General features: G+C 39.1%; 17 protein-coding genes. 6 read left to right on the forward strand and 11 right to left on the reverse strand.

The features are described from left to right. Positions 1-16 precede the first annotated feature (16 nt). The 3 genes from H1R81_RS20910 (at position 17) to H1R81_RS20920 (ending at position 3,555) form a co-directional block, all read left to right on the forward strand. Positions 17-1,018 (forward strand): NADP-dependent oxidoreductase, encoded by a 1,002-nt coding sequence (locus tag H1R81_RS20910; protein WP_181842696.1) that lies wholly within the window; start codon positions 17-19, stop codon positions 1,016-1,018. Continuing rightward, positions 1,015-2,169 carry a hypothetical protein gene (locus H1R81_RS20915; protein WP_181842697.1) on the forward strand — a complete coding sequence of 385 codons (1,155 nt, stop codon included), beginning with the start codon at positions 1,015-1,017 and terminating at the stop codon, positions 2,167-2,169. The genes H1R81_RS20910 and H1R81_RS20915 overlap by 4 nt, the downstream gene beginning before the upstream one ends. Before the next feature lie 144 nt (positions 2,170-2,313). Beyond that, positions 2,314-3,555 (forward strand): sorbosone dehydrogenase family protein, encoded by a 1,242-nt coding sequence (locus tag H1R81_RS20920; RefSeq protein ID WP_181842698.1) that lies wholly within the window; start codon positions 2,314-2,316, stop codon positions 3,553-3,555. A 7-nt stretch (positions 3,556-3,562) separates the two neighbouring features. Here H1R81_RS20920 and hisF read toward each other — a convergent pair whose 3' ends face one another. The 7 genes from hisF to H1R81_RS20955 all read right to left on the reverse strand — a co-directional run bounded on the left by hisF (position 3,563) and on the right by H1R81_RS20955 (position 7,642). Further along, positions 3,563-4,333: an imidazole glycerol phosphate synthase subunit HisF gene (gene hisF, locus H1R81_RS20925; RefSeq protein WP_181842699.1), complete on the reverse strand. Its 771-nt coding sequence runs from the start codon at positions 4,331-4,333 to the stop codon at positions 3,563-3,565. A gap of 126 nt (positions 4,334-4,459) precedes the next feature. Further along, the gene (locus H1R81_RS20930; RefSeq protein ID WP_181842700.1) at positions 4,460-4,930 is read right to left on the reverse strand and encodes a GNAT family N-acetyltransferase; all 471 of its coding nucleotides are present in this window, start codon (positions 4,928-4,930) and stop codon (positions 4,460-4,462) included. Further along, positions 4,927-5,649 carry a 1-(5-phosphoribosyl)-5-[(5-phosphoribosylamino)methylideneamino]imidazole-4-carboxamide isomerase gene (gene hisA, locus H1R81_RS20935; protein ID WP_181842701.1) on the reverse strand — a complete coding sequence of 241 codons (723 nt, stop codon included), beginning with the start codon at positions 5,647-5,649 and terminating at the stop codon, positions 4,927-4,929. The genes H1R81_RS20930 and hisA overlap by 4 nt, the downstream gene beginning before the upstream one ends. A 172-nt stretch (positions 5,650-5,821) precedes the next feature. Then, entirely contained in the window at positions 5,822-6,082 is a 261-nt protein-coding gene (locus tag H1R81_RS27330) for an HNH endonuclease (protein WP_220275277.1), read from the reverse strand. Continuing rightward, on the reverse strand, positions 6,079-6,318 hold the full coding sequence (locus H1R81_RS20945; RefSeq protein ID WP_181842702.1) for a hypothetical protein: 240 nt from the start codon (positions 6,316-6,318) through the stop codon (positions 6,079-6,081). Before H1R81_RS20945 ends, H1R81_RS27330 begins: the two co-directional genes overlap by 4 nt. A gap of 49 nt (positions 6,319-6,367) precedes the next feature. Further along, the gene (gene hisH / locus H1R81_RS20950) at positions 6,368-6,958 is read right to left on the reverse strand and encodes an imidazole glycerol phosphate synthase subunit HisH (protein WP_181842703.1); all 591 of its coding nucleotides are present in this window, start codon (positions 6,956-6,958) and stop codon (positions 6,368-6,370) included. A 219-nt stretch (positions 6,959-7,177) separates the two neighbouring features. Beyond that, a complete protein-coding gene (locus H1R81_RS20955; RefSeq protein WP_181842704.1) occupies positions 7,178-7,642 on the reverse strand; it encodes a hypothetical protein in 465 nt (154 codons plus the stop codon). Positions 7,643-7,971: 329 nt separating this feature from the next. Here H1R81_RS20955 and H1R81_RS20960 point away from each other — a divergent pair, with 329 nt between their 5' ends. Beyond that, positions 7,972-8,814 carry a fumarylacetoacetate hydrolase family protein gene (locus tag H1R81_RS20960; protein ID WP_181842705.1) on the forward strand — a complete coding sequence of 281 codons (843 nt, stop codon included), beginning with the start codon at positions 7,972-7,974 and terminating at the stop codon, positions 8,812-8,814. A gap of 51 nt (positions 8,815-8,865) precedes the next feature. Next, positions 8,866-10,428, forward strand: coding sequence for an aldehyde dehydrogenase (NADP(+)) (locus tag H1R81_RS20965; protein WP_181842706.1), 1,563 nt, complete (start codon positions 8,866-8,868; stop codon positions 10,426-10,428). A 58-nt stretch (positions 10,429-10,486) separates the two neighbouring features. On the opposite strand, the gene H1R81_RS20970 is transcribed toward H1R81_RS20965, so the two are convergent. The 4 genes from H1R81_RS20970 to H1R81_RS20985 form a co-directional block, all read right to left on the reverse strand. After that, the gene (locus tag H1R81_RS20970; RefSeq protein WP_181842707.1) at positions 10,487-11,296 is read right to left on the reverse strand and encodes an enoyl-ACP reductase; all 810 of its coding nucleotides are present in this window, start codon (positions 11,294-11,296) and stop codon (positions 10,487-10,489) included. Between the two features lie 77 nt (positions 11,297-11,373). Next, complete coding sequence (locus H1R81_RS20975; protein WP_181842708.1) at positions 11,374-11,958, reverse strand: SRPBCC family protein; 585 nt, start codon at positions 11,956-11,958, stop codon at positions 11,374-11,376. Positions 11,959-12,053: 95 nt separating this feature from the next. Further along, positions 12,054-12,518 carry a VOC family protein gene (locus H1R81_RS20980; RefSeq protein ID WP_181842709.1) on the reverse strand — a complete coding sequence of 155 codons (465 nt, stop codon included), beginning with the start codon at positions 12,516-12,518 and terminating at the stop codon, positions 12,054-12,056. A 36-nt stretch (positions 12,519-12,554) separates the two neighbouring features. Continuing rightward, on the reverse strand, positions 12,555-12,887 hold the full coding sequence (locus tag H1R81_RS20985) for a helix-turn-helix transcriptional regulator (RefSeq protein WP_181842710.1): 333 nt from the start codon (positions 12,885-12,887) through the stop codon (positions 12,555-12,557). Between the two features lie 230 nt (positions 12,888-13,117). On the opposite strand from H1R81_RS20985, the gene H1R81_RS20990 reads away from it, so the two are divergent. Next, positions 13,118-15,469 carry a TonB-dependent receptor gene (locus tag H1R81_RS20990; protein ID WP_181842711.1) on the forward strand — a complete coding sequence of 784 codons (2,352 nt, stop codon included), beginning with the start codon at positions 13,118-13,120 and terminating at the stop codon, positions 15,467-15,469. The last annotated feature ends 1 nt before the right edge of the window (position 15,470 follow it).

A 15,470-nucleotide genomic window follows, 5' to 3' on the forward strand; every position in this document is an offset into this window, starting at 1 on the left:
ACAGACCTGAAATCTCATGAACAACACACGCATTAACTTATTAGCTCGCCCGATTGGAAACCCCACACCCGAATGCTGGGAAATAGAAGAAGTAGATACGCCCGATTTACAAGAGAATCAAGTACTGGTGCAAGTACAATATTTATCTATTGACCCTGCCATGCGTGGGTGGATGAATGAGGGGAAATCTTATGTAAGACCTGTGCGGATAGGAGAGGTTATGCGTGCCTTAGGGGCTGGTGTAGTGGTAGATTCAACACATGCTGATTTTGCAGCAGGCGATTATGTAACAGGCATTACAGGCGTGCAGGAATATGCAGTGCTGGATGGAAAAGATTTAGTGAAAGTTGACCCGAATTTTGTACCACTACCTGCGTATTTAGGAACATTAGGGATGTCTGGACTAACGGCTTATTTCGGATTATTAGATACAGGTCAGCCTAAACCCGGTGAAACCGTCTTGGTGTCAGGTGCGGCCGGTGCCGTAGGAAGTGTGGTAGGGCAGATTGCCAAAATAAAAGGTTGTAGAGCAGTTGGAATAGCCGGGGGTGAAGAGAAATGTAAATATGTGGTTGAAGAACTGGGTTTTGATGCGTGTGTAGATTATAAGACAGGCAATTTAAGAGGCCAATTGAAAGATACCTGTCCTAACGGAGTTGATGTGTATTTTGACAATGTGGGTGGGGAGATACTGGATACAGCCCTAACACTGATTAATATGAAGGCAAGAATCGTGATTTGTGGAGCTATCTCGCAATACAATGCTATTCAGAAGCCGGCAGGGCCAAGCAATTATATGTCGTTATTAGTAAATCGTGCGCGGATGGAAGGGATTGTAGTTTTTGATAATGCGGCTAACTATGGCAAGGCTATTAAAGAGATGGCGGGCTGGGTGGCGCAGGGCAAACTCAATGCCAATGTAGATATTGCCGAAGGAGGTATCAGGGCGTTTCAGGATACATTAATGAAGCTTTTCAAAGGAGAAAATACAGGCAAACTGGTCTTGAAAGTAGCATGATGCCAACCCATCCGGAAACAGATACCATCCATTCAATCATTCAGAAAATCGCCTCGTTACAATCGCGGGGCGATAAATATTTCCCCAAAGGCATTTTTCCTTCTTATCGTCAGAATAAATACCTGCTTTATAAGCGCCCTGATACCAATATCTTTTATACGGCTTCTATTGTCTTTGTACTCAATCAACTCAAATCTTATCTACCTGTTGAATCTCAATTGATTATTGGTGATATAACAGCCAAATCCATTCAGAATTACCCTGCCTTTCAGAATAAAGATGGCCTGAAAACCTATAATTTCTGGCAAACGCCTAAAAATGGTCATGCATCTAATCATTTCCCGAATGGTTATATCTTCCGCCATTCAGAGCATTTCAGGCTACCGGACGATATTGATGATACTTCTTTGATTTATCTGACTTCAAAAGCGAGTAAAGAAGACGTAGTCTGGCTGAAAGAAAAACTTCAATTACATGCCAATTTATCGGATGGTTCTACCGGAAAAAGGCAGGTAAAGAATACTTTTAACCATTACAAAGCCTTAAAAATCTACTCAACCTGGTTTGGGAAAAACATGGCAATTGAATTTGATGCCTGTGCTTTATACAACCTGATGTATTTATTTGAACAGCATCAACTGCCATATAACGAATATGATATAGACACGTATTATTATCTGAGTGGAATTATCAAAAGAAAAGAATTTATCAGTCACTCGTTTCAGGTTTCACATAATTATGCTACTGCTCCCTTAATAGTTTATCATTTAGCTCGTTTATTAGACACATTTACAAATACACCCTTAGAATCTTATAGAAAAGACTTAATTGAGTTCGTACTTTTACTATATGAAATAGAAAAAGTGTCGATGAATAGAATTTTACTTCAAACATCACTTCTAAAATTAAGTAGAGTCAATGATTTTGGATTTAAAGACGAAATAGAAGATTGCCTTAAAGCCGATTCCCCATTTAGTCTGCAAATACCAGAACCTGATTTCTGTTATTTCTTAGGGCCGCTATTAAGCTCATACGAAAATCCGGTCTTACAATTTTTTGCCCCCATGAAAATCACCCAGATGGACTGGAAATGCGAGGCACATGAGTGGGTGCTGGTGTTGGAAAATCTGGTAGAACGAAATAAAAAATAACATTTCGGATAGATTTATAATCCTTTCATATAGACTAATATTGTAAGAATCATAACAAATAGGTAATATGGCATAGTAAAATGCTATAAGATACGTTTGTTTACTAAAGATTTATCAGGTTACTCCATCTTAACTTCTATAAATATGTACCTCCGTTTACCCGTTCATTCTTCACTCAATCGATACAAAAACAGATTACTCATTTTTCTGATATCTATTGCTTTTATAGCAGTTGGTTTAGTGATATTGTTGATAAGTTATCTGAATGGTAATAAGTTGTTTCTTGGTTTCAATGCGGAGCCTAAAGCTTATCAGCTTGAAAATGCTTTTCCCAATCTGAAATTTAATAGTCCTGTTGAGTTTGTCCATGCGTATGATGGTACTAACCGCATATTTGTTTTGGAGCAGGAGGGTGTCATTAAAGTTTTTGATAATAACCCTGCTGTTAAAATCGCAACGACCTATATGGATATAAGAGACAAGGTAGATGATTTAGGTGAAATGGGTTTATTAGGCATTGCTTTTGACCCGGATTTTAAAGAGAATGGCTACTTTTATGTGAATTATAACCGCAGAAACCCTTTAGAAACAATTGTTGCACGCTTCAGAGCAAACTCCTATACAGATGCAAAGGTGTCACCTGCCTCAGAAGTAATATTAATGCGGTTTTCTCAACCTTATGATAACCATAATGGAGGTAAAGTAGCTTTTGGCCTGGACGGTTACCTTTATATTTCTACAGGAGATGGGGGTGCGTGGGGAGACCAGCACAATTATGCACAGAACAGAAGCTCTGTCTTAGGTAAAATATTAAGAATAGATGTGCATAAAACAGAGAAAGGTAATTACGGGATTCCGGCAGATAATCCTTATGCGGGCAATACCGAAGGTTTCAGAGAAGAGATTTATGCCTATGGTTTACGTAACCCGTGGCGGTTTAGTTTCGATTCAAAAACAGGGCAAATGTGGGTAGGAGATGTGGGGCAGAATGAATTCGAAGAAATAGACATTGTTACGAAAGGAGGTAATTATGGCTGGCGCTTGAAAGAAGCAAGCCGCTGCTATAACCCCAGAAATGATTGCGACCCCTCAAAAGCACTGATAGACCCGATTCACCAATATCCTCGTAGTGAGGGCGTTTCTGTTACGGGTGGATACGTGTATCATGGCAAGCGCATTCCGGCGTTACAAGGTAAATACCTCTTTGCTGATTACGCCAAAGGAAATATATGGGCCATGAGTTTTGATGGCATGACCAAAACGGGTCTTGAATTATTAAGCAGTGATGGCGGCTCTGTATCCTCTTTTGGGGTAGATGCCAATGAAGAAATTTATATTCTTGATCATTATAGCGGAAAAATCAAACGACTCATAGCAGCAAAATAAAACCACTTTAAATACGCATAGAAATATCCTTGCCTTTGAGGTAAGATTTCAATTCCGGGATTCCTATTTCTTTGAAATGGAAGATGCTGGCGGCTAATCCGGCATCGGCTTTTCCGGTTGTGAAAACATCGTAGAAATGTTCCATTGTTCCGGCACCGCCTGAGGCGATAATAGGTATATTGGCATTGTCAGAAATCAGAGCAGTCAATTCTAAGGCAAATCCTGCTTTGGTACCATCAGTATCCATTGAAGTTAATAGAATTTCTCCTGCTCCTCTGTCTTCTACTTCTTTTGCCCATTCTATGGTTTTGAGTTCAGTAGGTTTTCTGCCCCCGTGCGTGTGTACTATATGTTCCTTTGTGCCATTTTCTAAGGTAATGTATCGGGTATCAATGGCTACTACAATACATTGAGAGCCAAACTCCAAGGCTAATTCATTAATCAGACCTGGATTACGCACAGCCGATGAATTGATGGATACTTTATCTGCTCCGGCATTCAACAATTTAGATACATCAGACACAGAACCGATTCCTCCACCTACGCAGAAAGGAATGTTAACCGTGCGCGCAACACGACGAACCAAATCTATTAAAGTCTTGCGTTCTTCAACTGTAGCAGTAATATCAAGAAACACCAATTCATCTGCCCCTTGTAATGCATACTCTGCTCCTAATTCAACAGGGTCTCCGGCATCACGCAGGTTTACGAAATTAGTACCTTTTACCGTACGTCCATCTTTGATATCTAAACAGGGAATTATTCTTTTGGTAAGCATGATTTGGTCTATTTAGTGATTATTTTGTCTGAACTTTGATTTACCTGATTCTTATGATTTAACTGATTTGAATCAATTGATTTATATATTCAATTTAAATCATACTAATCAGTTCAATCAGGTAAATCAAAGTTCAGACAATTTTTCACGATTCATTTCCACGTAAATATTCGGTCTCGCAATCTGCATCATGATGTCGGGGTTATCTAAAGGGGTGAAGCCGAATTGCGCATATAAACCATGGGCATCACGCGTAGCCAGCATCCAGCGTCTCAGATTCTGTAACTCCGGCAATTGCTGAATACATTCCATGAGCCATTTGGATAAACCTTTACCTCTTTCAGTATCCAATATAAATACATCGGCTAAATAGGCAAAAGTGGCGCAATCTGATATGATTCGGGCATAACCTACCTGTTCACCAGAGTTTTTATAGATTCCAAAAGCAATTGAACCTGCCGCCGCACGTTTTACCACATCCATCGGAATCTCCGGCGACCAGTAACTGGTTTTCAGGAAATTATGTATCACATCAAACTGCAACAGTTCTTTGTTGGTGCTGATAATGTAGTCCTCTTTTCTGAATTCGTGACTCATACAAATCTGCGTTCAATGTCTTTTAAACTAATGCGGTTTTCGTAGATAGCTTTGCCGACAATTACTCCGAAAATATTGAGTTCAGCTAATTCTTCCAGATCAGCCATTGAGCTTACACCACCACTGGCAATTACCTTTAAGTCAGGGAATTGTGCCTGCATTTTCTTATATAAATCTACTGACGGGCCTTGTAACAATCCGTCTTTAGCTACATCTGTGCTGATGGTGTATTGAATACCTTTCTGAATCCATTCGCCTACGAAATCATAAATCCATATACTGGTTTCTTCTTCCCAACCACTGACTGCGATTTTTTCATTACGTGCATCAGCGCCTAAAATAATTGTTTCACCACCATAGGTTTGTATCCATGATTGAAATAAATCAGGGTTTTTAATAGCGATACTTCCTCCGGTTACTTGTTTTGCTCCACAATCAAAAGCTAATTTAATATCAACGTCTGATTGTACACCACCGCCAAAATCGATATGCAAATTGGTTTTTGAAGCAATGGTTTCTAAAACTTTGGCATTGATAATCTTTTTTTGCTTGGCACCATCTAAGTCAACCAGGTGTAAACGCTTGATTCCGGCATCTTCAAACATTTTAGCTACTTCAAGCGGATTTTCGTTATAGGTTTTTTTCTGGGAGTAATCGCCTTGGGTGAGGCGAACACATTTGCCTTCGATGATGTCAATGGCGGGGATGATTTGGAGCATATAATCTTTACTATCAATTAAAATTAAAAAATACCTCGACGAATCATTTCGCGTCGTTCAATAATAGAATCAGGATGATTCAAATCTAAAATCTTAATGTTCGCTTGGCCTATATCTGTCTTAGCTTCTAATAGACCCGATTCGTTTGATAGAAAATGTTCATTCCAATCATCTATTCTTGGATTGAAAAACGGACGGGAGTATTAGGTTTTTCTAAAAAAGTAGCAATATCAGAACCTTTATTTATATTACAAATCTGGCAAGTGTACGCAAGATTTTCAGTATTAGTTAACCCGCCATGTTTTAAACTTACAATATGGTCGATGTGAAAACTAAAAAATGAACTTTGAGAGTGAATCCGGCAATATTCACAACGAAGCATTGCCCTTTTTGCAACAAAATCTCGGAGCGCATCAGAAATATAACGACTCATGCTGTTTGATTTGGAGATTGTGCACGAATCTTGGCAAGACGCATAAGCCTTTCTAAAACAATATAATGATCCAGTTCGTCTTTCTCTCTTCTGTCAAGATTTCCTTCTTTAGACTTTTCAATTAAGTCTTCTAGACGAGCTTGCATTTCTTCATACGCTTTCAATGCTAAAATCTTTTCAGGATCAAGATTCGCTATTATTTCAGCTAACTGGTCGTATGTATTATATATAGTCATTATCTTGCTGTTTCTTACAAAGATAACGTATTTTAGAAGAATATTGCATTTATGCTATCTTCAAAAAATTCTCAAAAATCCTCTGCCCTACATCGCCACTAATCTCAGAGTGAAACTGGGCGGCAAAGAAATTATCCTTTTGAAGCATGGCCGAATATTCGAGCATATAGTTAGTCTTTGCTACAGTATAATCACATAAAGGGGCATAGTATCCGTGGTTATAGTAGACGTAGGAATTTTCTGCCAAACCATTGGTTAATTCACAACCATAGCCATAAATATCATTCCAGCCTGTTTGTGGTACTTTGAAACCTTTAATCTGTGGGAATTTCAGCACAGGTACATCAAATACACCCAGACATTCGGTGTTGTTTTCTTCCGACGATTGGCAAAGCAATTGCATACCCACACAAGTGCCCAGAAAAGGTTGTTTCAGCGTTGGGATCAGTTTATCTAAACCATTCTCACGCAGGCTTTTCATGGCTGTGCTGGCCTCGCCCACGCCTGGAAAAATGATTCTTTCGGCCGAGCGGATGGTGTCGGCATCGTCAGACAATTCATAATCTACACCAATACGCTCCAGGGCATACATCACCGACTGCACATTGCCTGCGTTATATTTAATAATGATGACTTTCAAAATCTGAGAAAATTGAAGAGGGTTTATTATGGTGTTGTTAGTACAAATTTATCAGTATATAACGACAATGCCTGTAGAAAATCAAAAAAGTACCACTATTTCTTTTCTTTGTTTAATTAATGCGGTAAATATAATTGCTTAAGAAAATGGACTTTTACAGCAGCACTTTTATTTAATCCGTAAAATCCAACAAAAATATAAATCGGATAATCGGAAAGGCTATTCCACTTTCTTCTTTTTCATAAATACATAAGCAATACCTAAATTTGCCCGGAATATACCCAAATCGAACTGTTTGTTGGCATAAGGAGATAACTCAAAAATTCCCTGAAACTGTGGTACTTTTTCAAAAGGAGAGACCCGCACACCTAAATTAAAAAAGTAACCTTCTAAAGGGGCCCTTTTTTGCGGATCGGTATTCAGATAATTCAGGAAATTTGCTTTTATTCCAGCCCCGATATACATTTTAGCTTTCCCTTTAGTCAGATTTACCATTGGCGAAATCTCAGTGCTTAAAGAAGAAAAATAAGAGTTCATCTGAAATCTGAAATCAATCCACACAGGTTTATTCGGGTTGCTGGCAATTGAAAATATCGAATTGAAAGGATAGTAGGTAAATGCCTGTGAATAACAAACATTTGTAAGAGCAACAAAACAACAGATGAAAAGTAATTTTTTGGGCATAAATCTAATCTTAAATTTCCTGCTGCTAAGTTAAAACAAAAAATCGTAGTACTTAATCTACATTTTCAAGTAATATTGAATATTCAGGGCTTGATTGTTTAATTGATACTTTTTGATAAAATTTGCAACAAATCAAGTTAGATTTAAGTTAGAAATAATTAGCCTGAACACTCTGAACAGATTAATGTTTTTTTAATTGCTTATAATGAAAATATTCAATCCTTTAGTGTTTAATATAAGTACAATAAAAAAAGCCACATAAATACAGACTTGTATCATACGTATATTAGTCTTTTTACCTAATATTGAAAAAAAATATTGTGCCTTCAATGAAAGCCTACAAAACCTTACAGGGATTCGTTATCGAATACCAGAATCAATACTTTCTTTCTCGCCATCAGGACTGGGATTTGTTTATTAACCGTGAAGATTTATTTTTTGAATTACAACGCGAAATACAATTGCTCTCACCTGTGCCAGAATATAAATCATTAATTGATAATAGTTTACAGGCTCCTATCCAATCGCAAGAGGTTTGGGCATCGGGTGTTACTTATCTGCGAAGCAGAGACGCCCGCATGGAAGAGTCTAAAAAAGCTGGCGGAGACAATTTTTATGATAGGGTATATGATGCTGAGCGTCCTGAACTTTTCTTTAAGTCTACCCCACATCGTGTAGTGGGTTCCGGGCAGAAAGTACGTATCCGTAAAGACTCTAAATGGAACGTACCCGAGCCGGAATTGACTCTTTTTATCAACTCTAAAGGACAGATTTCAGGTTATACTTGTGGTAATGATATGAGCTCAAGAGATATAGAGGGCGAAAACCCTTTGTACCTTCCACAGGCTAAATCGTACGATAAAAGCACAGCCATCGGGCCATGTATTACTATTCTGGATGAACCAATCCATTCTGAGACCTTAATCAAAATTGAAATTCTTCGTTTTGAAATTCCTTATTTTACTGATTCTGTTGCTATTAATCGCATGAAGCGTAAGCATACCGAATTAGTTGAATACCTTTTCCGTGAAACATCATTCCCTCATGGCTGTTTTCTGATGACAGGTACAGGTATTGTACCACCTGATGATTTTACTTTGGAAGTAGGCGATCAGATTCGTATTACAATTGAGGGTATCGGGACTTTGACCAATACAGTAGAAATAAAATAAATAAATATTCAGGAACGGATAAAATATTAATTCGTTCATAAAAAACCCGACATGCAACTCACAGGCAGAAATATTGTTGGTTATGAGACCTTTTCAGAGGGTACTGTTGCCATTCAAAGTATTAATCCGGCTACGGGCGAAGCCTTAGCTCCGCTTTTCTTTAAAGCTACACTTGAAGAACTCGATTATGCGGCCGAAAAGGCTGAAAAGGCCTTTCAGACATACCGCAAAAAATCGGGTTTCGAAAAGGCTAATTTCTTAGAGAAAATAGCCGAAGAAATTGAAAATCTTGGCGATACGCTATTAGAAAGATATATGTTGGAGTCAGGCTTGCCACAAGGCAGAGCCGTTGGAGAAAGAGGCAGAACTACCGGACAATTACGTTTATTTGCTAATCTATTACGAGAAGGCTCATGGGTAAATGCCCGTATTGACGCAGGCATGCCAGACCGCCAGCCGCTTCCTCGTGTCGATTTACGTTCGATGGAGCGTCCTTTGGGAGTAGTAGGCGTTTTTGGTGCCAGTAACTTCCCTTTAGCATTCTCGGTAGCTGGTGGAGATACTACCTCGGCGTTGGCCGCAGGGTGCCCTGTTATTGTAAAAGCACATCCGGCGCATTTAGGTACATCAGAATTAGTAGCTCAGGCTGTACAAAAGGCAGCAGAGGCGACAGGAATGCCTGATGGCGTTTTCTCAATGCTCTTTGATGACGGACACGAAATAGGGATGGCATTGGTGAAACACCCAGCCGTAAAAGCAATTGGCTTCACTGGCTCATTAAAAGGCGGAAAAGCTTTATTTGATGCAGCCGTTAGTCGCCCTGAGCCGATTCCGGTATATGCCGAAATGGGTAGTGTGAATCCTGTGTTTGTATTGCCCGGGATATTGGCCGAAAAAGGAAGAGCTGTTGCCAATGCCTATCTTGCTTCTGTTACTTTAGGGGTAGGGCAGTTCTGTACCAATCCGGGTATTCTGTTCTTGCAGAATGATAAAGATTTTATTGATGAGATAGAAAATAATGCGCCGAATACACAGGGTGGCGTAATGCTCACACCGGGTATCCGTGATGCGTATGTGAGAGGAACCGAACACTCGAAACAATTTACCAAAGTAATGGGTATTGGTAAAGCTCCGGCAGGACATACGGCAGTAGAACCTGTGATTCTGCACACAGATATTGAATCCTGGAATGCACAGCCGGATCTGGCAGAAGAGATTTTCGGGCCTACGAGCTTGATTGTAGAAGCTAATACCAAAGAAGAAATTCTGATAGCGGCGCAAAATCTGACTGGACATTTAACAGCCACTGTTCATGGAACAGAAGCGGATTTTGAAGAATATGCCGAGCTACTGGAAATCCTTGAGCAAAAAGTGGGTCGATTAATTTTGAATGGTTTTCCGACTGGCGTAGAAGTTGGTCATGCCATGATACATGGTGGACCATTCCCGGCTACTACTGATTCTCGCTCTACCTCGGTAGGCACAAGGGCTATTACCCGCTTTACCCGTCCGGTAAGTTTTCAGGATTTTCCTGACGCTTTATTGCCCGATGAACTGAAAAATGATAATCCGCTGAGCATCTGGCGAATGGTTGATGGGGAGTTGAAGAAATGATAAAAAGAAATAGGAACCTCGAGGTTCCTATTTCTTTTATATAGGAGTTTTATTGAAATTAATCCAACAAGCCCATTACATCTTCTGAAATACCAGTGTTTACAAATCCTCCATCATGGAAAAGATTTTGCATCGTTACCATTCTGGTAAGGTCAGAGAAAAGCGTAATTACATAATCTGCGCAGTCATCGGCCGAAGCATTCCCTAATGGAGCAATTTTATCAGCAAAATCGTAGAATTTATCAAAACCTCCGATACCTGTACCGGCTGTTGTTTTGGTAGGTGATTGCGAAACGGTGTTTACACGTACTTTTTTCAGCTTACCATAACGATAGCCATAGCTACGGGCAATTGATTCCAGCATCGCTTTGGCTTCTGCCATATCTGTATAGAATGGGAATGTACGTTGCGCAGCCATGTAAGTCAAAGCAACTACTGAACCCCACTCGTTGATGGCATCCATTTTTTCGGCTACCTGCAAGAATTTATGAAAAGATAAAGCAGATACATCTACACTTTTCATAAACCAGTCGTAGTTCAGATCTCCATAGGCTTTACCTTTACGGATATTAGGCGACATACCGATAGAATGCAGCACGAAGTCTACTTTTCCACCCAGAACATCCATTGATTTGGTATAAAGGTTTTCGATTTCCTCTATCACTGTTGCGTCTGCCGGAATAATCTCTGCCTCACAGGCTTCAGCTAATTTCTTGATTTCGCCCATGCGCATGGCTATTGGGGCATTTGTTAAAACGATTGATGCACCTTCTTCTTTCGCTTTCAGTGCAACTTTCCATGCAATAGATTTTTCGTCTAATGCACCCGAAATAATACCTTTTTTACCTTTAAGTAATCCGTATGCCATGATGTGTAAGTTTTAAATCTGTGTACGTAGAGGCGTCTACGCTAATGTCATAATAATATTTTGAGTGCCAAAGGTAGTTATTTTCTAAAATAATAAAAAAACATCGGTTGTTTTTGCTTGACACTCACTACCTCTACATACACAGTATTATTTCTTACAGAAAAGATTTCCTGTTTCAATGATCGTTTTTCGATTAATTCATCCAGACGTTGATACCCTTCAGTCACTCCGTTCTCCATATTTGAGCGGAGCATCATGTCGCGGTCAGCTACCGACTGGAAAACAGAAGTAGTTGTTACTCTGGTTCTATTGCCGGGCAAGACTTCAAACATTGCAGTATCAAGCGATACATGACCTTTTGCTCCTTCAAACTCAAAGGTCTGCACGGCTGATTCAGGGGCACTGATATCATGAAATACCCCTCTGAAACTATATTCTTCACCATTTTTTCCTGTATGGATATAGCGGTATTCTCCGCCGCTTCTGGCATCAAATTTATCAATGTGCATTTCATAACCTCTTGGCCCTAACCATTGTTTCAACAGGTCAGGGTCTGTATAGGCTTTAAATACCAGTTCTCTTGGAGCTTCAAATTCTCTGGTTATGATAATATCCTGTTTGCCTGATTCTCCGGTAATTTTGGTTTCGTTCTTACTTTTCATAATCATTGTTTTTTAATTGTGATTGGATAATTTATATAGTTATGTACTTTATTATTACTCTTTTTTAGAATATTGATCAAACACAGCAATTAAAATTATACCTGTGCATAGGCATCTTTCAATTGTTGAATGTTAATTTTATTCATTTGCATCATAGCATTCAAAACATTCTTTGATTTCACAGGGTCAGGGTCGTTCAATAATTTTCCCAAAGTAGAAGGAATAATCTGCCATGAAACACCAAATTTGTCTTTCAGCCAACCGCATCGGTCTGGTTTGCCACCGCCGGCAATTAGTTTTTCCCATAAATCGTCAACTTCATCCTGCGTTTCGCAATTGACAAAGAATGAAATAGCCGGAGTAAAAGCATACATCGGCCCACCATCAAGGAGCATAAAATCTACACCTTCTAACTGAATTTTGGCAGTCATCACTTTATCTCCTGCCCGGCTGGCGAAGATGGTCTTTGAGTTTTTGAACACCGAAGTGTATAAATCAATGGCTTCTGCTACATTGCCATTGAACCATAAGAAAGGAGCGATTTTCTGAGATATTTCCATTAGTTTTTGTGAATTTTTTGTGAGTAATGTATTTGTTTAATCAGGTTGGTTATCCTTATTTTGCTGGAGTCTGAATAATAGATTATCAAGTGCATCAAACTTGTGTTCCCATACTTGTTTGTATTGCTCTACCCAATTGGCTACTTCACTGAGTTTTTCCAGTTTGGCTATGCAATAGTTCTCCCTTCCTTGTTTCTGAATCACAATAAGCCCACATTCTGTCAGTATCTTAATATGTTTTGAAACTGCCTGCCGGCTGATGTCAAATGTTTCAGCCACCGAATTCAGGTTTAACGATTGTTTGGCTACTACGCCAATTATTTCTCTTCTTGTGGGGTCGGCAATAGCCTGAAATACGTCTCTTCTCATATTGGTAAAATTTTATATGCAACAAATCGGTTGCAAATATATATGCAACTCTTTGGTTGCGCAAGTTTTTTCTGATTTTTTTGAAGAGATTTTATCCATTCAAAATACCACCTTATCAAAGCTTTTATAAAGATGGTCTATACACCAGCAGTTAAGAATTGGTTTAAGAAAGAATTATTTGTATTTTTGGAAGAATACTTTACCTATCTGTTTCACTATTAATCAAACCTATGAGATCAGTACTGCTCAGTGGGCTTCTTCTTTTATTGGCATTCTCTGCCATTTCTCAGGGTAGATTTTCTTTCTCGGGCACAGTAACTGATGCAGCCAACGGACAACCATTACCCGGAGTTGGTGTATTTTTTTCAGGCATTACCAATGGTACATTGACTGATAGTAGCGGGAAGTTCAGTATCTATTTACCCAAATCCGGCTATGGAGTAACAGTCCGTGCTTTAGGCTATAAAATTGAATCTTTCAATATCAATCTGAATCAGAACCTTACAAGAGACATCAAACTTACCCAACGAGTAGATGAACTGGCAGAAGTAGAGGTAAAGGCTACCAAAGAAGACAGGAATATAAAAGAAACACAAATGGGTGTAGTGAAGCTCGAAATGAAGAACCTCAAAAAAATTCCGGTCGTGTTTGGTGAAACAGATATTATCAAAGCATTAACGCTCCAGCCCGGAATTACCACCGTAGGCGAAGGCGCAGGTGGCTTTAATGTAAGAGGTGGAAGGGTAGATCAGAATCTGGTCTTATTAGATGGTATGCCTATTTATAATACTTCACATTTATTAGGGTTCTTAAGCAGTATCAATTCAGATGCTTTATCAGGTGTAACTTTATACAAAGGGGGTATTCCGGCTCAATATGGTGGGCGTTTGTCATCATTATTAGAAATGAATACCAAAACCGGTAATGCTGAAAAACTATCCGGCTCGGTAGGGGTAGGTCTGATTACAAGCAAAGGGGTATTGGAAGGGCCGATTCTGAAAGATAAAATTACCTTTATGGTGGCAGGTCGGGTAGCTTATCCTAATTTTATGATTAACCAGTTTCCGTCGCCTACCGATAAAAGTAAAGCCTTTTTTTATGACCTGAACGGAAAAATACAATACAGAATTAGCCCAAGGAATATTCTGACACTGAATACTTACCGAAGTTATGATAATTTCAAATTTGCCGATGATACCCTCTATTATGCCAAAACCCAGACATTAAGCCTGCAATACAATAGCCTCATCAGCAAAACGCTTACACTTAATGTACAGGGTATTTATTGTAATTACGATTTTGGTACGCAAGGTTTCAGAAAAGATTATGAATTTACACTTAACTCTGGTATCAGGCATAATGAAATACGGGCTTTTGCGCTATATACGCACAGAGATCAGATTAAGGCTGAAATTGGAGTCAATGCTGTAGATTATAGTATTAGTCCGGGAAATCTGAAACCTGATATAAGTACATCAAGCATAATCAATCTGGATTTGCCAAAAGAGTATGCCCGTGAAATCTCGCCTTATATCAGTATAGACTGGTCGATTACCTCAAAAATCAGTTTACAGGCAGGGGCTCGTTATTCTACCTTTCAGAATTTAGGACCTAAGGAAGTCTTTGATTATGCCGAAGGACAATCCCGCACTACGCAAAGTATTACCGATAGTATATCATATGCCAAAAATCAGGTGATTAAACAATATGGTGGTATTGAGCCTCGCTTATCGCTCCGGTTTGCCATTACCAAAAGTGCCGCAATCAAACTAAGCTATAACCGTATGCGCCAGTATCTCCATCTGATATCTAATACAACAGCCATTTCTCCGGTTGATTTCTGGAAAGTGTCAGACAAGCATATCCCACCACAGATTGCCGACCAGTTTTCGGTAGGTATTTTCAAAAACTTTAAGGATAATACCTATGAAACCTCAGTTGAAGCCTATTATAAAGATATTCAGAATCTGGTAGAATATAAGAACGGAGCAAGACTCTATTTTAATCCAACTATTGAAACAGAATTGGTAAAGGCAGTCGGAAATGCTTATGGAATTGAAGGGAGTATTCAGAAAAACAAAGGCCGCCTGAAAGGTAGTTTGTCTTATACTTATTCAAGAACGCTGGCAAAAGTAGATTCAGATTATCCTACTGAGCAAATCAATAAAGGTCAGTGGTTTCCATCTACTTTTGATAAACCACATAATCTGGCAATCTCTATTCAGCAGTTTATCAGTAATGGCTGGACTTTCTCTGCCAATTTTGTGTATGCATCAGGTCGTCCGGCTACTTACCCTGACCGCACTTACCGACTCCTGGGTAAAACGGTTATCGATTATTCTGCCCGGAATTTAGACCGCATTCCTGATTATCATCGGCTGGATATGTCTTTATTGAAAGATACCAGAAAAACAGTTGAGCAAAAGAAATATTATACTGTTTCGCTTTCGTTCTATAATATATATGGTCGTCGGAATCCTTATTCAATCTACTTTGTGCGTTATAATAATTCAATTCGTTCTTATCGCTTATCAGTTTTCGGAAATATTATTCCTGCGGTAGCCGTTACATACAATTTTTAAA

Origin of the sequence: Emticicia sp. BO119 (assembly GCF_013912375.1) — a bacterium.
Lineage (GTDB): Bacteria > Bacteroidota > Bacteroidia > Cytophagales > Spirosomataceae > Emticicia.